The sequence below is a fragment of the Brevundimonas sp. AVps31 genome, assembly GCF_058681355.1.
The window spans coordinates 2,426,124-2,444,049 of the sequence record NZ_CM178736.1 but is presented as its reverse complement, the minus strand read 5'-3'; the positions used below and the strand labels follow the sequence as shown (position 1 = coordinate 2,444,049).

At 67.7% G+C, this 17,926-nt stretch carries 18 protein-coding genes, 1 tRNA gene and 1 pseudogene; 9 read left to right on the top strand and 11 right to left on the bottom strand.

Going from position 1 to position 17,926, the window contains the following annotated elements:
• Positions 1 to 7 precede the first annotated feature (7 nt).
• A complete protein-coding gene (locus ACW174_RS11945; protein ID WP_492014644.1) occupies positions 8 to 370 on the bottom strand; it encodes a phage holin family protein in 363 nt (120 codons plus the stop codon).
• Positions 371 to 471: 101 nt separating this feature from the next.
• Here ACW174_RS11945 and ACW174_RS11940 point away from each other — a divergent pair, with 101 nt between their 5' ends.
• Positions 472 to 906, top strand: coding sequence for an HIT family protein (locus tag ACW174_RS11940; protein ID WP_492014643.1), 435 nt, complete (start codon positions 472 to 474; stop codon positions 904 to 906).
• Here the strand turns inward: ACW174_RS11940 and ACW174_RS11935 are convergent.
• On the bottom strand, positions 903 to 1,256 hold the full coding sequence (locus ACW174_RS11935) for a DMT family protein (RefSeq protein ID WP_492014642.1): 354 nt from the start codon (positions 1,254 to 1,256) through the stop codon (positions 903 to 905). The genes ACW174_RS11940 and ACW174_RS11935 overlap by 4 nt on opposite strands.
• 61 nt (positions 1,257 to 1,317) lie before the next feature.
• Here ACW174_RS11935 and ACW174_RS11930 point away from each other — a divergent pair.
• The 3 genes and pseudogenes from ACW174_RS11930 (at position 1,318) to ACW174_RS11920 (ending at position 2,907) form a co-directional block, all read left to right on the top strand.
• Positions 1,318 to 1,393 (top strand) — tRNA-Thr (locus tag ACW174_RS11930).
• Positions 1,394 to 1,700: 307 nt separating this feature from the next.
• Positions 1,701 to 2,512: pseudogene (locus tag ACW174_RS11925) on the top strand (TIGR02587 family membrane protein).
• On the top strand, positions 2,512 to 2,907 hold the full coding sequence (locus tag ACW174_RS11920; protein ID WP_492014641.1) for a hypothetical protein: 396 nt from the start codon (positions 2,512 to 2,514) through the stop codon (positions 2,905 to 2,907). The pseudogene ACW174_RS11925 and the gene ACW174_RS11920 overlap by 1 nt, the downstream one beginning before the upstream one ends.
• 384 nt (positions 2,908 to 3,291) lie before the next feature.
• Here the strand turns inward: ACW174_RS11920 and ACW174_RS11915 are convergent, their stop codons facing one another.
• From ACW174_RS11915 to ACW174_RS11900, 4 genes are all read right to left on the bottom strand, one after another.
• Positions 3,292 to 4,416 (bottom strand): MDR/zinc-dependent alcohol dehydrogenase-like family protein, encoded by a 1,125-nt coding sequence (locus ACW174_RS11915; RefSeq protein ID WP_492014640.1) that lies wholly within the window; start codon positions 4,414 to 4,416, stop codon positions 3,292 to 3,294.
• 292 nt (positions 4,417 to 4,708) lie between these two features.
• Positions 4,709 to 5,602 (bottom strand): sigma-70 family RNA polymerase sigma factor, encoded by an 894-nt coding sequence (locus ACW174_RS11910; protein ID WP_492014639.1) that lies wholly within the window; start codon positions 5,600 to 5,602, stop codon positions 4,709 to 4,711.
• The gene (locus tag ACW174_RS11905; protein WP_492014638.1) at positions 5,599 to 6,204 is read right to left on the bottom strand and encodes a glutathione binding-like protein; all 606 of its coding nucleotides are present in this window, start codon (positions 6,202 to 6,204) and stop codon (positions 5,599 to 5,601) included. The genes ACW174_RS11910 and ACW174_RS11905 overlap by 4 nt, the downstream gene beginning before the upstream one ends.
• 28 nt (positions 6,205 to 6,232) lie before the next feature.
• Positions 6,233 to 6,985, bottom strand: coding sequence for an SDR family oxidoreductase (locus tag ACW174_RS11900; protein ID WP_492014637.1), 753 nt, complete (start codon positions 6,983 to 6,985; stop codon positions 6,233 to 6,235).
• Positions 6,986 to 7,236: 251 nt separating this feature from the next.
• Between ACW174_RS11900 and ACW174_RS11895 the strand changes: the two genes are divergently transcribed.
• From ACW174_RS11895 to ACW174_RS11880, 4 genes are all read left to right on the top strand, one after another.
• Positions 7,237 to 7,797: a type 1 glutamine amidotransferase domain-containing protein gene (locus tag ACW174_RS11895; RefSeq protein ID WP_492014636.1), complete on the top strand. Its 561-nt coding sequence runs from the start codon at positions 7,237 to 7,239 to the stop codon at positions 7,795 to 7,797.
• Between the two features lie 80 nt (positions 7,798 to 7,877).
• Positions 7,878 to 8,111 (top strand): hypothetical protein, encoded by a 234-nt coding sequence (locus ACW174_RS11890; RefSeq protein ID WP_492014635.1) that lies wholly within the window; start codon positions 7,878 to 7,880, stop codon positions 8,109 to 8,111.
• A 121-nt stretch (positions 8,112 to 8,232) separates the two neighbouring features.
• Entirely contained in the window at positions 8,233 to 8,838 is a 606-nt protein-coding gene (locus tag ACW174_RS11885; RefSeq protein WP_492014634.1) for a flavodoxin family protein, read from the top strand.
• A gap of 157 nt (positions 8,839 to 8,995) precedes the next feature.
• On the top strand, positions 8,996 to 9,979 hold the full coding sequence (locus ACW174_RS11880) for a sensor histidine kinase (RefSeq protein ID WP_492014633.1): 984 nt from the start codon (positions 8,996 to 8,998) through the stop codon (positions 9,977 to 9,979).
• A 37-nt stretch (positions 9,980 to 10,016) separates the two neighbouring features.
• Here the strand turns inward: ACW174_RS11880 and ACW174_RS11875 are convergent, their stop codons facing one another.
• From ACW174_RS11875 to ACW174_RS11865, 3 genes are all read right to left on the bottom strand, one after another.
• The gene (locus ACW174_RS11875; protein ID WP_492014632.1) at positions 10,017 to 10,496 is read right to left on the bottom strand and encodes a hypothetical protein; all 480 of its coding nucleotides are present in this window, start codon (positions 10,494 to 10,496) and stop codon (positions 10,017 to 10,019) included.
• Between the two features lie 83 nt (positions 10,497 to 10,579).
• The gene (feoB, locus tag ACW174_RS11870) at positions 10,580 to 12,463 is read right to left on the bottom strand and encodes a ferrous iron transporter B (protein ID WP_492014631.1); all 1,884 of its coding nucleotides are present in this window, start codon (positions 12,461 to 12,463) and stop codon (positions 10,580 to 10,582) included.
• A complete protein-coding gene (locus tag ACW174_RS11865; RefSeq protein ID WP_492014630.1) occupies positions 12,463 to 12,729 on the bottom strand; it encodes a FeoA family protein in 267 nt (88 codons plus the stop codon). Before ACW174_RS11865 ends, feoB begins: the two co-directional genes overlap by 1 nt.
• Positions 12,730 to 12,882: 153 nt before the next feature.
• Between ACW174_RS11865 and ACW174_RS11860 the strand changes: the two genes are divergently transcribed.
• Positions 12,883 to 13,401 carry a c-type cytochrome gene (locus tag ACW174_RS11860; protein WP_492014629.1) on the top strand — a complete coding sequence of 173 codons (519 nt, stop codon included), beginning with the start codon at positions 12,883 to 12,885 and terminating at the stop codon, positions 13,399 to 13,401.
• A 47-nt stretch (positions 13,402 to 13,448) separates the two neighbouring features.
• On the opposite strand, the gene ACW174_RS11855 is transcribed toward ACW174_RS11860, so the two are convergent.
• Both ACW174_RS11855 and ACW174_RS11850 read right to left on the bottom strand, forming a co-directional pair.
• Positions 13,449 to 16,673: an efflux RND transporter permease subunit gene (locus ACW174_RS11855; protein ID WP_492017273.1), complete on the bottom strand. Its 3,225-nt coding sequence runs from the start codon at positions 16,671 to 16,673 to the stop codon at positions 13,449 to 13,451.
• Positions 16,673 to 17,821 carry an efflux RND transporter periplasmic adaptor subunit gene (locus tag ACW174_RS11850; protein ID WP_492014628.1) on the bottom strand — a complete coding sequence of 383 codons (1,149 nt, stop codon included), beginning with the start codon at positions 17,819 to 17,821 and terminating at the stop codon, positions 16,673 to 16,675. The genes ACW174_RS11855 and ACW174_RS11850 overlap by 1 nt, the downstream gene beginning before the upstream one ends.
• Positions 17,822 to 17,926: the final 105 nt, after the last annotated feature.

The following is a 17,926-nucleotide window of genomic DNA, read 5'->3' as shown; positions in this document are numbered from 1 at the left end:
GTCGGGATCAGCGCTCGGGACGCACGTCCGGGCCGCCGATGAACCAGCCGGCGATCCAGCTGACGATGCCGGTGACGATGGCCGCGCCGATGCCCGCGCCGAGGCCCGCGACCGTGAAGCCGCCCAGCAGCATGGCGACCAGACCGATCACCGCGGCGTTCACCACCAGCAGGAACAAACCGAAGGTCACCACCGTGAGGGGGAAGGTCAGCACCGTCAGAATGGGTCGCACAATGACGTTGGCGACGCCCAGCAGTATGGCGGCCAGGATCAGCGAGCCGCTGTCGCTGAACGACACCCCCGGCACGATCCGCGCGGCCAGCCACAGGGCCAGACAGGTGACGAGGAACTGGACGATCAGGCGCAGCATGGCGAACTCCATCAGGGAACCTTGACCATAACACGCGAACCGCGCCGGGGCTCCCCTCCCCGCGCACGGATTGCTACCTTGGGATTCAGACGGAGCCCGACATGACCCTTCACGCGCCTTACGACCCCGACAACATCTTCGCGAAGATCCTCAAGGGCGAGATCCCGTCGGTGAAGGTGTTCGAGGACGACGACGTCCTGGCCTTCATGGACGTGTTTCCGCAATCGGAAGGCCATGTGCTGGTGATCTCGAAGACCTCCACCGCCCGCAACCTGCTGGAGATCGAGCCGGAGGCGCTGGCGAAGGTGACGACGGCGACGCAGCGCATCGCCCGCGCGGTCGAGGCGGCGCTGAAGCCCGAGGGCTTCCAGATCCTGCAGTTCAACGGCGAGGCGGGCGGGCAGACCGTCTTCCACCTGCATTTCCACATCGTCCCCCGCTGGGCCGACCGGCCCATGAAGGGCCACGGCCATGCGCCGATGGCGGAGGTCGGGACGCTGACGGCGCTGGCGGCGCGGATCGCGGCTGAGCTCTAGAGCGGCCCCCGGAAGATGAACCACGCCCCGCCCAGGATCAGGGCGAAGCCGACCGCGTGGTTCATCGTCAGCTTCTCGCCCAGGAAGGTGACGGAGAAGATCGCGAACACGACCAGGGTGATGACCTCCTGCATCGTCTTCAGCTCGGCGGCCGAATAGACCTGATGGCCGATGCGGTTGGCGGGCACGGCCAGGCAGTATTCGAAGAAGGCGATGCCCCAGCTGACGATCACCACGATCCACAGCGGCTTGGACCCGAATTTCAGGTGCCCGTACCAGGCCAGCGTCATGAAGACGTTGGAGGCCACCAGCATCAGGACGGGCGCGATATGAGGAATGGAAATCGGCACGGGCAACTCCGCTTGCGTCCGGCGTCTTGCGCCAGCATAAGGACCGCCCGTCAAGCGGGACGCCGGCTTAGCTCAGTTGGTAGAGCGCCAGTTTTGTAAACTGGATGTCGCGGGTTCGATTCCTGCAGCCGGCACCACAAAATCAATCATTTAGCTCCGAAAGTTGCTCCCTGACGGCTGACTGGGGCCCACCGGGAACCCGTATTTCGCGGTGTTTCGGGCCTCTCCGCAGGCTTTCAGGCCGTGGCGCCCCTGCCGAATTTCCAGACGGCGCCGGTCGTGGCGTCCTGAAGTCTCCGCTCCCGGAGCCCCGACCGCGCGCCGCTTGGCCCCCATGGGCAAGGCGTTCAGCCGACGATCGCCGGCCGGACCCCGGTAACCATCCGCTCGATCGAAGCACCCTGGCCAAGCGGAGCCATAGCCGTGCGGGCGCGTTTGGACGCCATGACCGCGATCCCGTCAGAACCCTTTTCCACGGCGCTGGGCCGCGCGGTCGTCGGCGCGATCTTCTTCGCCTTCCCCCTGCTGATGACGATGGAGATGTGGGCGCTGGGCTTCCACATGGATCGCGTGCGCCTGTTGATCTTCCTGGCGGTCGGCGTCTGCGTCGTTTTCGGACTCGCCTACTATGCCGGATTTCGCGAAGCCCGCGGCGTGTTCAATGATGCGGTCGACACCTTCGCGGCCCTCGCCATCGGCTTTCTGGTCAGCGTCGTCCTGCTCGCCGTCTTCGGCGTCTACAGCCTTGACGAGCCGCTCAGCGCCGCCGTCGGCAAGACCGCGCTGCAGGCCATTCCCGCGGCGCTGGGCGCGGTCCTCGCCCGCCATCAGCTGACGGGGGCGAAAACCAACGAAGCCTCCGCCGCGCCCGGGTCCACCTATGCCGGCGAACTGTTCCTGATGAGCGCCGGCGCCCTGTTCGTCGCGTTCAACGTCGCGCCGACGGAGGAGATGATCCTGATCAGTTTCCAGATGAACCTGTTGCAGACCCTGGCCCTCGCCGCCCTCTCCCTGGCCTTGCTGCATCTGATCGTCTTCAGCCTGGGGTTCGCGGGGCAGGAGGCGCACGACGGCCCGCTTCGCGCCCTCGCCCACTTCACCCTCCCCGGCTACGCCCTGGCCTGCTGATCAGCCTCTATGTCCTGTGGACCTTCGGCCGGACGGACGGCCTGTCGCCCCATGAGATCGTCTCGACGATGATCGTGCTCGGGTTTCCCGCCGCCCTCGGCGCGGCTCTGGCGAGGTTGGTGGTCTGATGCCCCGAAGCAAGGTGAAGACCTCGACGAACGCCCGCCCGGAGCGGCACGGCCCACTGACCTGGATCGTCTCCGGCCTCGGCCTGCTGGTCATCGTAACGGCGATCGTCATCGTCGCCCTCGACGCGACGAACCGCGAGACGCCGCCCGATCTGCGGGTGTCCGAAACCGGTCGCTCCACGAGCGCCGGCGTCACCCGGGTCGAGATCGAGATCCGGAACAATGGCGGCGAAGCGGCCTCTGCGGTCGAGGTTGCGGGCAAATCGGCCTCCGGTGAAACCGGCCAGGTCAGCCTGGACTATGTCGCCGGTCAGTCGCACCGCGAGGCGACGCTCGCCTTTCCGGGCGACCCCGGTCCCGTCACCCTCTCGGTCACGGGCTGGACCCAGCCCTAGAACAGCCGTTCAACGCTGACCTGAAGACCGCGCTGCGGCCGTGGTCAGCATCGCTCCGCCGAGTACAGCAGACCCCGGATGCCGCCGACGTCGAAGCGGTCCGGGCGCCGCGGCGGGCGTGGCGCCCCCACGCAAGCCTTCGCGGCCAGCACGCGGCGCAACCTTCGGGCCCGCACCTCCCGGCGCAACGCAGGGTCCAGAGCCGAGGCGAACATGTCCTCCGCAATCGGAAGGTCGCCTCTCGGATCGCCGATCAACAGGCCCAAATGGAGGGGAACCGCCGCATGATCCCGCGGCGACCGCCAAGCCTGCAAACGCCGTGATCGGGCGCCTGTCTTTCCGCCGCACCGGACCGGCCGCCTCGCCAGCCCCGTGCGGTGAAGCCTAGTTCAGGGTCGGATCGATGAGGTATTTTTCGCCGGTCGCCTTGCGCTCATAGGCGCGCAGCAACTCGGGGGTCAGGGCTTCAGCCAGACCGATCGTTCTGGTGTAGCGCGTCGCGAACGTGGTGGTCAGCTCATCGAACACCCGTTTGCGCATCCGCATCACTGTCTCGGCGCCGGCTTTTTGCAGGAACGGCGTCAGCAGCCACCCGGAGACGCTCCACTGGAACCCGAACGCCAGGCGGTCCAGCACCATCGGCGAGAGATCGAGGGCGCCGTAGGTGTAGAGCTGCTTGAAGCTGGAGGAGCCGTAACGGCTGTACTCCGTCATGCGATTGACCGCACCCTTCTCCATCGCACGCATGATGTCGCTGCCGAGCGTGCCGCCGCCGATCGCGTCGAACGCGATGGTCGCGCCGGTTGCGCTGACCGCGTCGACGAGTTGCGCCCGGAAGTCTGCGTCTCGGCTGTTGACGACAAAGCTTGCGCCCAGGTCCCGCAACAACCGGGCCTGCTCGTCAGATCGGACGATATTGACGAGGGGGATGCCATCGCGGATGCAGATCTTTTGCAGCATCTGGCCGAGGCTTGACGCTGCGGCGGTGTGAACAATCGCCGAGTGGCCCTCGGCGCGCGCGGTTTCGACAAAGCCAAGCGCCGTCATGGGATTGACCGTCAGCGCCGCGCCCTCGGCCGCGGTCACCCCGTCCGGAAGCGGCAGCGCGTCGCGCGTTCTGATCTTGCGAAGGTCAGCATACATCCCCCCTCCGATCATGCCGACGGATCGCCCGATCCAGTCCTGGGCCTGCGGCCCGGCCGCGACCACCGTGCCGGCCGCTTCATTTCCGACGCTGAGGGATTGGCCGAGACGGGCAGCGACGCCGGCGCGCCGGGCCTCCGGAATGTCGAAAACCAAGCGCGGCCGGTCGGGAGTTCCGTCCGAGCGCATCGACGCCACGTCAGCCGGGCCGAGCAACAGGCCGAGATCGCTGGGATTGATCGGAGCCGCCTCAACCTTCACGACGATTTCGTCAGGAGCCGGATCTCCGACGACAACGTCCTCAAGCGACAGCGTCAGTTGACCGTCAGATACGACTGACCGGAGTTCACGTCCCGTGAGCGACATAGGATTTCCTTTGCGGCGGCAATGTTCCGAGGCGCCCTTCGGTGCCCCTGACGGCGTGAAAGCGCAAGTCGCCCCGGCCCGTTCAGCTCAACGGCGCGCCGCGCAAAAGGCCCCTCGGGAAGATTTCGAGGCTGATCCGCGCCGCGGATGACCCCGCGCCGGCCACCAGCCTGAGCGCCGCCGTGTCGTCGATCCGTCCGGCCAGGGAGGCGATCGCCCCTGCCGTCCAGCGGACGGGCGCCGGCCAACGGCGGTCGAGCCGGGCGCAGCAGCGTCCTGCCCGCCACCTTTCCTACTGCGGCAGATGCCGCGAGGCCGCCATGCCGGATGCCGCGATCAGTTTGTCGGGATTGCGCATGATGAAGATCGACACGATCCGACCGTCCTCGATCTCCAGCGCGGTCGTCTGCAGGGCGCCGTCGCGTTCGTAGCTGACGTATCCCGGCAGGCCGTCGATCCACACCCAGTCGACCAAGATCGGCGGGTCGCGCGTCAGTTTCCGAGCCAGACCCTCAAACAGTCGGACCACATGATCCAGACCGACGATCGGGCGCCGCCAGGCGTTGGACTTGCCGCCGCCGTCGGCGGTCAGCACCACCGCATCGGCCAACAGGCTCCGCAGGCCGGCGAGGTCTCCCCTGTTCGACGCCGCATAGAAGGCCCGGGCCACGCGGTCGCCCTCCTCGCGCGTGACCGGATAGCGAGGGCGGGCGTCCCGAACATGCTTGCGCGCCCGGGCCGCCAGTTGCCGAACAGCGGCGGCGTCCCGCCCCAGGGTGACGGCGACCTCGGCCAAGGGCGTTCCGAACACGTCGTGGAGCAGGAAGGCGGCGCGCTCCAGCGGCGACAACCGCTCCAGCGCCATCATGAGCGACAGGGTCAGGTCGTCGAGGGCGGGCCCCGCTTCTTCCGGCTCGAAGATGGGCTCGGGCAGCCAGTTGCCGACATAGGCCTCACGCCTGACCCGGGCGGACTTCAGCGTATCCAGGCACAGGCGCGTGACAGTGCGCGCCAGCCAGGCGGCCGGCTGCTCGATGCCTCCGGGATCGACCCGACGCCACCGCAACCAGGCCTCCTGCACGATGTCCTCGGCCTCGGACGACGATCCCAGCATCCGATAGGCCAGCCGTAACAGCCGGGTGCGCTGGTATTCGAAAGTCGCGGTCGCGGGATCGGTCGGCGTCATCGAATGGGCGGCTCCCCGGGCAGAAGGCCTTCATACACCATCGCGGCCCGAACGGCGGGTCGCGTCCGCATCCGGTCCCGCAAGGCCTCCAGAGGCACCGGCGTCATCACGCCGAACCGTTCAGCCCACAGCAACATGACGAACAGGTAGAAGTCCGCCACGCAAGGCCGATCCGAGAACAGATAGTCACCCGCCAGAGAACCGGCGAACAGATCCAGGAGGGTGGTGACCCTAGCGCCGGCCTTCGCCTTTTCCTCGACCGAGCCGCCGTGCCACATCGGCTTGAAGGCGTGGTGGATCTCGGTGGTGATGTAGGTCAGGGCCTCAAGCGTGCGCGTCCGCCCCAACGGGCCCGCAGCCGACAGTTCGGGCGCCGCCGTCGCGATCCAGTCGAGGACCGCGACGTTCTCGGTGATCATTTCGCCCCCGTCGAGCACCAGAACCGGGACATAGGCCTTGGCGCTGATCTCTCGGAAATCGCGACCGGTTTCCGTGCGATGGGTTTTCAGGTCGACCCGCTCCAGGTCGAAGGCGAAGCCGGCCTCGCGCAGGGCGATATGATCGGCGAGGCTGCAGGCCAGCGGGCTGTAATAGAGTTTCATGACTTTGATCCTTGGGCTCGGGCTGAGGTCAGTCGGCGCTGAGGGTGCGGAGCCAGTCTTCCAGCGTGATCCTGCCGATCCGCGACCCCGGGCCCGGGGTCAGCGAGCCGTCGTCGATCACTGACCCGAAATAAAGACCCTCGGGCTCGGCCACGACGGTGCGGCGATCCTCTTGCGCGGCGAGGTACTCCCGGGCGAAGGCGTCCATCCGGATCGGCTCGGGACCGGCGATCTCGATCGTGTCGTTCAGGGGGGCGGCGAGGACCAGTTCGATCAGGGCTTCGACGACATCTTCGGCGGCGACCGGCTGGACCATCGCCGAGGACAGATGCACCTCGTCGCCGACGCTGCCCGACTGGATGATGCCTGCCACAAACGGGAAGAACTGCGTCGATCGGAGGATGGTCCAGGGCGTCGACGAGGCTTTGATCAGCGCCTCCTGGGCCAGTTTGGCGCGGAAATAGCCGCTGGACGTCAGACGATCCGTGCCGACGACGGAGAGGGCGACGTGGTGGGCGATGCCGGCGAACTGCTCCGCCGCCAGCAGGTTGGTCCCGGAGGTGCGGAAGAAGTCCAGCGCCGCCTCCGCCTCGAACGAGGGCGAGTTGGCGACGTCGACGACCGCGTGGGCGCCGGCCAGCACCTCGGCCAAACCCTGGCCGGTCAGGGTGTTGACCCCGGTGTTGGGCGAGGCCGCGACGGCCTCGTGACCAAGGGCCTTCAGTCCCGACACCACCCGGGAGCCGATCAGGCCCGTGCCGCCGATGACTACGATCTTCATGTTCGTCTCCTTCCCGTGACGGGCTTCGCCATCGAAGCCTCGCCCGGCCGTCACAGCGAAGACGAGACAGGGCGCGCGGATGTGACATGGGCGGCGGGTTTTCTACCTCTTCCCCGCCTGCAGGCGTCATGGCGGAGGGGGTTCACCGCCGGCCGGCGAGAAGAAGGGGGACCGCGAGATCCCCGCATTCGCCAAGGAACGACCTGCCTTCGCTTCGGTTAGCCGTCCGGCGCAACTGTAGGAGACACGTCATGGCGACCGCGGCCCTCGCTGGAAAAAAGATCGCCGTCCTTGCGACGGATGGATTTGAGCAGATTGAACTGACCGAGCCGGTCAAGGCGCTCAGAGCCGCCGGTGCGACGGTCGAGATCGTGTCGCCCAAGGGGGGCGAGATCCAGGGGTTCGAGCACCATGACAAGGGCGAGCGGGTCGCCGTGGACCGGACTTTGGGCGACGCGGACGCCGGCGACTATGCCGGCCTCGTCCTGCCCGGCGGCGTCATCAATCCCGACGCGCTCCGCCTCGAGGAAGACGCCGTCCGCTTCGTCAAGGCGTTCGCCGACGACGGAAAGCCCATCGCCGCGATCTGTCACGGCCCGTGGACCCTGATCAACGCCGGCGCGGTCCGGGGGCGCCGGATGACGTCGTGGCCGTCGCTGCAGGTGGACCTCGAGAATGCGGGCGCCGAGTGGGTGGATGAAGAGGTCGTGGTCGACACCGGCCTGGTCACCTCTCGCAAGCCGGAGGACCTTCCGGCCTTCTGCGCGAAGATGATCGAGGCGTTCATCGACGGTCAGGGCGCGACAAACTAGCGGGCAGCGGCGCTCATCGCAGACGCCCAAGGAACCGGAAGCGGCGCCCGCCGTTTCCGGCGCCACGCTGGAGTAATCGTGTGAATTCCTACTATTGCATCATCAACCTGCCCGGCGTGCCGGTTCGCGAAATCGCCGCCGTCGGGGCGCACGACGACGCGGCCGCCGAGCGCGAGACCGTTCGTCTGGCGGATCGCTGGCCGGGCTTCGAAACCGTCGCCCTGTACGACGGGGAGCGGCCGGTGTTGGTGCTCGCCAATCCCCATCTCGGCTTCGCGGTCGACGCCCTCGTGCCGGAGACCAGAGCCGCGTGACGACCGGGCTGTCGCCGTCGCCCGGACGAACTCCAGGCGATTTCACGACACGACTTTGATCACGGGTCAGGAACGCCCGGCCGCCCGGCGCGCTCCCCTGTGCAACAGATCGGAGACGACCATGCTGCGTGCCCAGCCCATCAACTGCACCCTCAAATCCGACGCCTCATCCCGCAGTTCGACCGACGTGATGATCGGCTTGCTGGGCACGGCGTTCGAGGCTTGCGACGTGACCGTGGAGGAAACGATCCGCATCGCCGCCCACAACGTTCTTCCCGGCGTGAAGTCCGACGAGGGCGAGGGTGACGACTGGCCGGGCATCCGGGAACGGATCCTGGCGGCGGACATCCTGATCTTCGGAACGCCGATCTGGATGGGCCAGGCCAGCAGCGTCGCCAAACGCGTGCTCGAGCGAATGGACGCCTTCCTCGGCGAAACCGACGCGGCGGGGCGGATGCCGTCCTATTCCAAGGTGGCGGTGGCGGCCATCGTCGGTAACGAGGACGGCGCCCATGGCTCCTCGGCCCAGATCTTCCAGAGCCTGAACGACGTGGGCTGGACGATCCCTGCTGTCGCCGCCTGCTACTGGGTGGGCGAGGCGATGCAGAATGTCGACTTCAAGGACCTGAAACATACGCCTGAGAAGGTGACCAAGACCACCAAGATGGTCGCCGCCAACGCCGCCCACCTCGCGTCGCTTCTGAAGGCGAACCCCTTCCCGGGATAGGACCGGCGGAGTGGGGCGGACGACCCGGCCCTTGATGCCAGACGCCTCCCTTCCGACAGCGAACAGCTTTGCAGTCAGATGGGGCGAGCAGGCTGGACGCGGGCACGCGACTACGGATAACTGAGCGTCACTGACGCCCGGCGTCCATGGGGGTCGCATGCATCGCGATATGTTTCGAACTCCGGCGTGGCGCGGGTATGTCCTGGCCGTCGCCGCGTGGGCGATCGCATTCGGCCTTCGCTACAGCCTGGCGCACTGGTTTCCGCCGGGGTTTCCCTACCTGACCTTCTTCCCTGCCGTGGTTCTGGTCGCCTTCTACGCCGGTGTCCGTCCGGCGATCCTGACCGCGGCGCTCTCGGGTCTGTCCGCCTGGTGGTTCTGGATCGGGCCGAAAGGCTTCGATCTCGGCGTCGCCACTCTCGTCGCGATCGGCTTCTACGTCTTTGTGGTTGCGGTCGACATCTTCTTCATCGTCGGGATGGACGGCGCTTCGCGTCGCCTGGCCCGCGAGGTCGAGCGAAACGCGGCGCTGGCGCACAGCCGCGACATTCTGCTGAAGGAAGTGCAGCATCGCGTCTCGAACAATATTCAGGTCGTCAGCGCCCTTCTGAGCGTCGAGGCGCGTGGGGCCACGGATCCGAGCGCACGCAAGGCGCTGGCCAACGCATCCGCCCGAACGGCCCTCATCGCCCGGATCCAGCGCAGTCTCGCGGATGCAGACCAGCAGGCGACCGCCTTCGAAACCCTCGCGAATGCGATTGCGGTGGACGCCCTGAAGGCGGCCGCGCGAGAAGACGTCACCCTCGAACTGTCCGGGGATGGGGTCGTGCTGTCGGCGGAAGAGGCCACGCCGGTTGTTCTGATCATGCTGGAGTGTGTGAACAACGCGCTTGAGCACGCCTTTCCGGATCGTTCAGGACACATCTCGATCAGCCTGTCCGACGACGGGACCCGCAGGAGCCTTCTGGTCACCGATGACGGCGTGGGCGTGCCTGAAGAGCCTTCCGGCACGGCCGAAAGTCTCGGCCTGAAGATCATCCATGCCTTGAGCCGCCAGTTGAACGGGACATGGTCGCTCGTCCCGGCCCGGCCTGGCTCTACAGCCCGCCTGACATGGCCGCCCCCCGTCGGTCAGGACTGACCGTCGCGCACCCTCTGGCTGAGCTCCGCCCCCTTCGTCAGAAGATCAGGCTGGTCCGGGTCTCATGCAGCCGGGCGAAATGGACCGCGGCCTGGTCGCCGAACAACACGGGGTCCGACGAGTGCGCGTCCTCGATCACCGCCAGCACGGCGTCGATGGCCTCTTCACGCGACGGCTGCCGTCCCTCCGCCAGTCGGTCCAGCAAGGCCAGCAACGCGTCCCGACGCAGTTTGGCCTGCGCCTTCAGCACCTTGTCGCTGGCAGCCGCGCGTTTGGGCGGCAGGGGAGCGTCAAAGATGGGGATGTCGAGAAAGCTGTCCTCGACCGGCGCCCCCATGACCGGCTCGGGCGGACGCACGGTGGCCACGGGTTTGGGCCAGTCGGCGAACGGCATCAGCACCGGGGACTCGGGCTGGGCGGCGTTCGGCTTGCCGCAGCGCCGACAAAGCTCGGCCTTGTGGCGTTCGGACCAGAAATAATCGTGTCTGCAAAGCAGCGGCTTGAGCGGCGACAGCATGGATCCAACCCCCGGATATCGGGGAAATCGACCCTCGCCGTCGCCTTGTCAATCACGGTTCGCCCGACGCGCGAGGCCCGCCGTCAGCCGCCGCCCATCGCCACGGAGACATGGTAGGTCACGTAGGACGCCAGATAGGCCAGACCGAACATGTAGCCGATCATGATCCAGGTCCACTTGAGCGAGTTGGTCTCGCGACGGACTACGCCCAGCGTCGGCAGACACTGCGGCGCGAAAATATACCAGGCCAAGAAGGACAGCCCGGTCGCCAGCGACCAGTTGGCGGCCAACACGCCTGCCATCGCGTCGAGTGAGTTCTCGGCGTCGGCGACGGAGTAGACGGTGCCCAGCGCCGCCACGGCGACCTCCCGCGCGGCCATGCCGGGCACCAGTGCGACCACCATCTGCCAGTTGAAGCCGATGGGACGGAACAGGGGCTCCAGCGCATGGCCGATCATGCCGGCGAAGGAATAGTCGATGGCCGGCCCGGTCGCGCCTTCGGGCGGATAGGGGAAGGTCGACAGGAACCAGACGAGGATCATCAGCGGCAGGATGATCCGGGCCGCGCGGTTGATGAAGATCTTCGCCCGGAGCCACAGATTGAACAGGACGTTCTTCAGGTCGGGCATCTTGTAGGCCGGAAGCTCCATCATGAAGGGCTCGGTCGAGCCCCTCCAGAAGATCTTGCGGATGACGAAGGACACCGTCAGCGCGCTGACGATGCCGGCCACATAGAGGCCGAACATGACCAGTCCCTGCAGGTTCGCGAAGCCCCAGACCTTCTCATTGGGGATGAAGGCGGCGATGATCAGGGTGTAGACCGGGATACGCGCCGAACAGGTCATCAGCGGCGCGACCAGGATGGTCGTCAGGCGGTCGCGGCGATTGTCGATCACCCGCGTCGCCATGATGCCCGGGATGGCGCAGGCCACGCTGGACAGCAGGGGAATGAACGCGCGGCCATGCAGGCCCGCCCCGCCCATGATCTTGTCCATCAGGAAGGCCGCGCGGGCCATGTAGCCGAAGTCTTCCAGCGCGATGATGAAGGCGAAGATGATCAGGATTTGCGGCAGGAAGACCAGCACGCTGCCGACGCCGCCGATCAGGCCGTCGACCAGCAGGCTCTGGACCAGACCCCACGCGCCCTCATCCGGGATGACGGCGGCGATCCCCTGCCCCATCAGGCCGACAAGGTTCTCGATCCCGTCCATCGCGGGCGCGGCCCAGGCGAACACCGCCTGGAACATCACGAACAGGATGGTCAGCAGGATGACCAGCCCGGCCACCGGGTGCAGCAGAACGCTGTCGATCTTGCCGGTCAGGGTGTCCGGTCGCTCGGGCGGCAGGACATAGGTCTTCATCAGGCGCTCGGCCTCCCGCGCCTTGCCCCGCACGGCTTCGGCGTCCGGGGCGATCCATTCGCTTTCGTCAAGGGTCGCGCTGACGGCGGCCGCGATTTCGACCTCGGTGACCAACTCCTCGATGCCGCGCCTGCGCGTCGCCACCGTCGTGACGATCGGCACGCCCAGTTCGGCCCGAAGACCGTCCAGATCGATGCGCAGGCCCTGACGCTGGGCGATGTCGTACATGTTGAGCGCCAGCACCATCGGACGTCCGATGGCCTTCAGCTCAAGGATCAGGCGCAGCACCAGTCGCAGATTGGTGGCGTCGGCCACGGCCACGATCACATCCGGCGGAACCTCGCCGGCCAGTCGGCCCAGCACGGCGTCGCGGGTGACTTCCTCATCGGGGCTGCGGGCGCGCAGGGAGTAGGTGCCGGGCAGGTCGAGCACCGACAGGGTCCGACCGGCGGCGGAGCGGATGAAGCCCTCCTTCCGCTCGACCGTCACGCCGGCGTAGTTGGCGACCTTCTGGTGTGCGCCGGTCAGGGCGTTGAACAGGGCGGTCTTGCCGCTGTTGGGGTTTCCGACCAGGGCGACGCGGGCGGTCTTCAGCGCGACATCCATCAGGCGGCGTCCGGCTTCATAAGCAGGCTGGCCGCTTCATGGCGGCGCAACGCCACGCGCATGTCGTCCACCTTCAGGGCGATGGGATCCCGCCCGAACAGACCCTCGTGCAGCAGTTCGATCCGCGCGCCCTCGACGAAGCCCAGCTCCAGCAGGCGGCGCTCCAGCTCGACCGCATCGTTCTGGTGGTGACAGTGCTCGCCGACCTTGACGATGACGCCGCGAGCGCCCTTGCGGGCTTCGCTCAACCTGAGGGTATCGGACATGGAACTCGTGAGACCTCGGCGCTGACGACGGCGCGCCTTTCCTGACACTGATTATCAGGTGCGATGCCCAAGCGTCCACCCCGGCCAAGCGTCGCAGGCGGTTGCCGAGGGTCGCGGTTGGCTGTCAAATGCGGCCGCTACCGGAGCCCGCCCATGATCCGCCCGACCCTCGCCGTCCTGTCCCTGCTGGCCCTGTCCGCCTGTGGCGAGCCCGGCCCGGCCGCGCCGGCGAAACCGGTCAGACCGCCGATGACGCCGGAACAGAAGGCGGTGCTGCTGGCCGCCCTGCCCGCCCCATATGATCAGGGGGATCTGGAGAACGGCCGTCGGGTCTTCGCCCGCTGCCGCTCGTGCCACACCGTGACCGAGGGCGGACCGAACATGACCGGGCCGAACCTGTATGGCGTATTCGGGCGTCAGGCCGGGACGGCGCCGAACTACACCTACTCCGCGGCCGTGAAAAACGCGGGCTTCGCCTGGGACGCCGAGCATCTGGATCACTGGCTGGAGAACCCGCACACCTTCCTGCGCGGCACCAAGATGAGCTTCGCCGGCCTGCCCGAAGCCGCCGACCGCCGCGACGTCATCGCCTGGCTGAAGGTCGAGACGGGCTATGCGCCGCCCGTCACGCAAGCGGCGCCCGCCGAGGCCGCGGAAGCTGCGGCGCGATAGGCCTCGCCGCCGTCCGGGCGCAGCCCGGACAGCGACCTTGCAGAGGACTAGTCCACCCGCTTGCCGTCGGTGCGGGCTTCCTGGGCTTCCCATTCCTCGATCTTGCGGGCGGTGTATTCCGGCGACTTGGTGAAGCGCGCCAGGACGCCGTAGATCACCGGCACCACGAACAGGGTCAGGACCGTGGCGAACATGGCCCCGGAGAAGATGACCACGCCGATGGTCTGGCGGCTGCCCGCGCCCGCGCCCTGCCACAGGGCCAGAGGCAGGGCCCCGAAGGCGGTGGCGATCGAGGTCATGATGATCGGGCGCAGACGCAGGGTCGACGACTCGATAATCGCCTCGGTGATCGACCGTCCCTGATCGCGCAGCTGGTTGGCGAATTCGACGATCAGGATGCCGTTCTTGGCCGCCACCCCGATCAGGATGATCAGGCCGATCTGGCTGTAGATGTTCAGGCTGGAGCCCGCCATCACCAGACCGAACAGGCCGCCCGCCGCCGCCAGCGGCACCGTCAGCATGATCACCGCCGGAGTGATCCAGCTTTCGAACTGGGCCGCGAGAACCAGGAAGACGAGCAGCAGCGCCAGACCGAAGGCCGCGGCGACCGCGCCGCCGGCCTCCTGCTGATCGCGCGCCGCCCCGCCCCACTGGGTCGCCACGACGCCCTGGGGCTGCTCGCTGGAGACCCGCTCGAGGAAGGCGGTGGCGTCGGCGATGGTGGTGCCGGGGTTCAGATCGGCCGACAGGCTGATCGAGCGTTGGCGATCCAGGCGGCGCCGGTCGGGCGTGTCGCCGGAGGTCTGGGTCGTGACCACCGCCGACAGGGGCACGAGCTGGCCGCTTCCGGTCGAGACATAGAGGGCTTCCAGATCCTCAACAGTGCGCCGGCTGTCGCGCTCGGTCTGCAGGATGACGTCATACTCCTGACCGCCCCGCAGATAGGTGGTGGCGCGACGGGAGCCGAACATGGTCTCCAGCGTCCGGCCGATGGACTGGGCCGAGACGCCGAGCGCCGCCGCCTTTTCAGGATCGACATCCACCAGCAGGCGGGGCGAGTTGGGCTCATAGTTCAGGCGTGGGCGCGAGAAGCCGGGATTTTCGAGCGAGGCCGCCAGAACCGGCTGCAGCCAGTTGTAGATGTCCTGATACTCCGACCCCGTCACGACCATCTCGACCGAGTTGGAGTTGCCGCCCCCGCGCTGGAAGGCGCCAGGGACGCTGGCGTTGACCTGGGCGTCGGTCTGGCTGCGCAGCTTGCCGTTGAGCTCCTGAGCGATCTCGTCGGCCGAGCGGGTCCGCTTGGACCAGTCGGCGAGGGTCAGGTTGGCGTTGCCGGAGTTGTAGCTGCCGCCGCCGAAACCGGGCGCGGAGATCAGATAGCTGTCGGCCTCGCCGTTTTCCCGGTACTCGGCCAGGATCGGTTCGAGGCCCAGCATGATGCGGCGGGTGTAGTCGAACCCGGCCCCCTCAGGCCCCTGGACGCGGATCTGGACGCGGCCCCGATCCTCGGGCGGGACCAGTTCATTGGGCAGGGTCATGAACATGGCCACCGCCCCCCCGGCCACCAGCACGATCACCCCGGTCACGCCGATCAGGGCGATGCGCTTGCCCAGCAGGACCTGAAGGGAGTTGCCGTAGGAGGACTTCAACCTGTCCATCGCCCAGTCGACCCGGCGCGACATCCAGCCGCCGGTCGTGACCGGGCGCAGGATCTTGGACGCCATCATCGGCGACAGGGTCAGGGCCAGGAAGGCGGAGAATGCCACGGCGGCGGCGATCGCCGCCGCCAGCTCGACGAACAGACGTCCGACATAGCCGGGCAGGAACAGCAGGGGCGCGAACACCGCCAGCAGCACGATGGTCGTGGCCACGACGGCGAAGAAGACCTGACGCGCCCCACGCTCGGCCGCGACCAGCGGCGGTTCGCCGTGATCCAGACGGCGCTGGATGTTCTCGGTCACGACGATGGCGTCATCGACCACCAGACCGATGGCCAGGACGAGCGCCAGCAGGGTCAGCAGGTTCAGGGAGAAGCCCAGCGGCGCCAGGACGATGAAGGTCGCCAGCAGACAGATCGGCGCCACGACCGACGGGATCAGGGCGGCGCGGAACGAGCCGAGGAAGACGAAATTGACCAGGGCCACCAGCGCCATGGAGATGCCGATGGTGATCCACACCTCATCAATGGCGTGCGAGGTGAAGACCGAATTGTCCGAGCCGATGACCAGTTCTGTGCCTTCCGGCAGGCTGGCGCGCACGCTGCCCAGCAGGTCGGTGACGCCGTCGGAGATGGCCAGATCGTTGGACTGGGCCTGACGGGTGATGGCCAGACCGATCTGGTCCAGACCATTGCCGCGGAACAGACGACGGTCTTCCTCAGGGGCTTCTTCAACGCGGGCGATGTCGCCCAGACGGGTGACATAGGCGCCGGCCCCCTGGATCGCCGTCGTCGCGCCGCTGGGCAAGGCCGTGGCGGCGGCCGCCCCGTTGGCGGCGCCGGTGGTCGCGGGTGCAGCGGTGGCCGAGCCGCGGGTGCCGATCGGCAGCTGTCGGAAGTCCTCGGCCAGCGCATAGGTGCGGGCCACCCGGACAGTGTAGTTCTTTTCGCCCGACTCCAGCGCGCCGGCCGGCAGTTCGACGTTCTGGGCCGTCAGGGCGGTTTCGACGTCAGTGACGGTCAGACCCCGCGCCGCCAGGGCGGCGGCGCCCAGCCAGATGCGCATCGAATAGCGCTGCTCACCGTAGATCTGGACCTGGGCCACGCCCGGCACGGTGGCCAGTTGGTCGATCAGGTACCGATCCGCATAGTCCGTCAGCTCCAGCCGGTTCATCGCGGTGGAGCGCAGGAACAAGATCATGATCGGCTGGCTATCGGAGTCCGCCTTGGCGACCTCCGGCGGGTCCGCCTGATCCGGCAGACGTCCGACGACGCGGCTGACCCGGTCGCGCACGTCGTTGGCGGCGTCGTCGATATTGCGGTCCAGCGCGAATTCGATGGAGACGCTGGAGCGACCGTCGCGGCTGGTCGAGTTGATGCGCTCCACGCCCTGCAGGCCGGCGATCTGCTGCTCGATCGGCTCGGTGATCCGACTTTCGATGACCTCGGCGGAGGCCCCGGCATAGCTGGTGTTGACCGACACGATCGGCGGATCGACGTCCGGAAGCTCGCGCACCGGAAGGAAGAAGAAGGCCGCTGCGCCGATGACGCACAGCACGATGGCCGCGACCGCCGCAAAGACCGGGCGGCGAACGGCCATATCGGACAACATCATCGGGCGGCTCCCTGCGCCCCGGCCGCAGCGCCCGGACGGGCGCCGCCTTGCCGGCCGCCGGCTCCGGCGACGGTCACGGGCGCATTGGGCTGGATCCGGTTCAGACCCGAGGCGACGATGCGGTCGCTGGCGTTCAGACCGGACAGGATTTCGACAAAGCCGCCTTCGACCGCTCCGGCCTCGATCTCGACCCGCTGGGCGGTGGATCCTTTTTCACCTCGGGCGATCCGATAGACGAAGGCCGCATCGCCCTCGTACTGGACGGCGGCTTCGGGCACGGCGACGGAGGTGCGCTGGCCCTGCTGGACCGCCACCCGCACAGCCATGCCGGGACGGATGCGACCGCCGGGGTTCGGAATCTCGGCGCGGGCCGTGACCGAGCGGGTCTGCTCGTTGACGCGCGTGTCGATCAGGGCGATCCGGCCGGTGAAGGTCTCGTCGCCATAGGCGTCGATATTGGCGGTGATCGCCGCACCGGGCCGCAGGACCGACAGATAGCGCTCGGGAATCGGGAAATCGACGCGCACGACATCGATGTCGTCCAGGGTAGCGATGATGCCGCCCGGATTGACCAGCGTGCCGGCCGTCACCGTGCTGAGGCCCAGCACGCCGGCGAACGGGGCGCGGATCGTGCGGTCGCCCTGACGGGCCCGGGCGGCTTCGAGCGAGGCCTGGGCCGTGGCCAGTTCCGTCTCATACTGCTCGATCATCATCGGCGAGGCGAAACCGCGTTCGCCCAGCTGACGATAGCGATTGTACATCGAGCGGGCCTGATCCACCCGCGCACGGGCTTCGCCGACGCCGGCGTCTTCCTCGCGGGCCTGCAGTTGAACCAAGGGCGCGCCGGCCGCCACCCGCTGCCCGTCGGTGAACAGGACGCGCGTGATCAGCTGGCTGGTCGGGGAGGTGATGTTGACCGAGCGACGGCCCCGGGCCACGCCCAGGACGCGGATCTGGTCGCTGAACTGGCGCGGCGTCGCCACGGCTTCGGACACCGTCTGGCCGCGGCCGCCGCCGGGTCCGCCGCGACCGCCGCCGCCGCCACCCTTCTCATCGTCGGCGAAGGCCATGCGCATCACCAGCGCGACGACCATCAGGCCGAGGACCACCGCTGCTGCGATGAGGAAGAAGTGACGCTTTATCACGCGGCGGGCGCTCCTGAATCCGGGGACGAGCCGACTTAGCGGCTCCCGCCGTCGACGCAACTAAAGTTCATGTAACGGAGGCGGTTCCGGTTTCCGTCGCCAACC

What these genes read in the sequence shown, in the direction of transcription:
- ACW174_RS11945 (WP_492014644.1), bottom strand. Translation starts at nt 370, where the DNA reads ATGCTGCGCCTGATCGTCCAGTTCCTCGTCACCTGTCTGGCCCTGTGG.
- ACW174_RS11940 (WP_492014643.1), top strand. Translation starts at nt 472, where the DNA reads ATGACCCTTCACGCGCCTTACGACCCCGACAACATCTTCGCGAAGATC.
- ACW174_RS11920 (WP_492014641.1), top strand. Translation starts at nt 2,512, where the DNA reads ATGCCCCGAAGCAAGGTGAAGACCTCGACGAACGCCCGCCCGGAGCGG.
- ACW174_RS11915 (WP_492014640.1), bottom strand. Translation starts at nt 4,416, where the DNA reads ATGTCGCTCACGGGACGTGAACTCCGGTCAGTCGTATCTGACGGTCAA.
- ACW174_RS11910 (WP_492014639.1), bottom strand. Translation starts at nt 5,602, where the DNA reads ATGACGCCGACCGATCCCGCGACCGCGACTTTCGAATACCAGCGCACC.
- ACW174_RS11905 (WP_492014638.1), bottom strand. Translation starts at nt 6,204, where the DNA reads ATGAAACTCTATTACAGCCCGCTGGCCTGCAGCCTCGCCGATCATATC.
- ACW174_RS11900 (WP_492014637.1), bottom strand. Translation starts at nt 6,985, where the DNA reads ATGAAGATCGTAGTCATCGGCGGCACGGGCCTGATCGGCTCCCGGGTG.
- ACW174_RS11895 (WP_492014636.1), top strand. Translation starts at nt 7,237, where the DNA reads ATGGCGACCGCGGCCCTCGCTGGAAAAAAGATCGCCGTCCTTGCGACG.
- ACW174_RS11885 (WP_492014634.1), top strand. Translation starts at nt 8,233, where the DNA reads ATGCTGCGTGCCCAGCCCATCAACTGCACCCTCAAATCCGACGCCTCA.
- ACW174_RS11880 (WP_492014633.1), top strand. Translation starts at nt 8,996, where the DNA reads ATGCATCGCGATATGTTTCGAACTCCGGCGTGGCGCGGGTATGTCCTG.
- ACW174_RS11875 (WP_492014632.1), bottom strand. Translation starts at nt 10,496, where the DNA reads ATGCTGTCGCCGCTCAAGCCGCTGCTTTGCAGACACGATTATTTCTGG.
- feoB (WP_492014631.1), bottom strand. Translation starts at nt 12,463, where the DNA reads ATGGATGTCGCGCTGAAGACCGCCCGCGTCGCCCTGGTCGGAAACCCC.
- ACW174_RS11865 (WP_492014630.1), bottom strand. Translation starts at nt 12,729, where the DNA reads ATGTCCGATACCCTCAGGTTGAGCGAAGCCCGCAAGGGCGCTCGCGGC.
- ACW174_RS11860 (WP_492014629.1), top strand. Translation starts at nt 12,883, where the DNA reads ATGATCCGCCCGACCCTCGCCGTCCTGTCCCTGCTGGCCCTGTCCGCC.
- ACW174_RS11855 (WP_492017273.1), bottom strand. Translation starts at nt 16,673, where the DNA reads ATGTTGTCCGATATGGCCGTTCGCCGCCCGGTCTTTGCGGCGGTCGCG.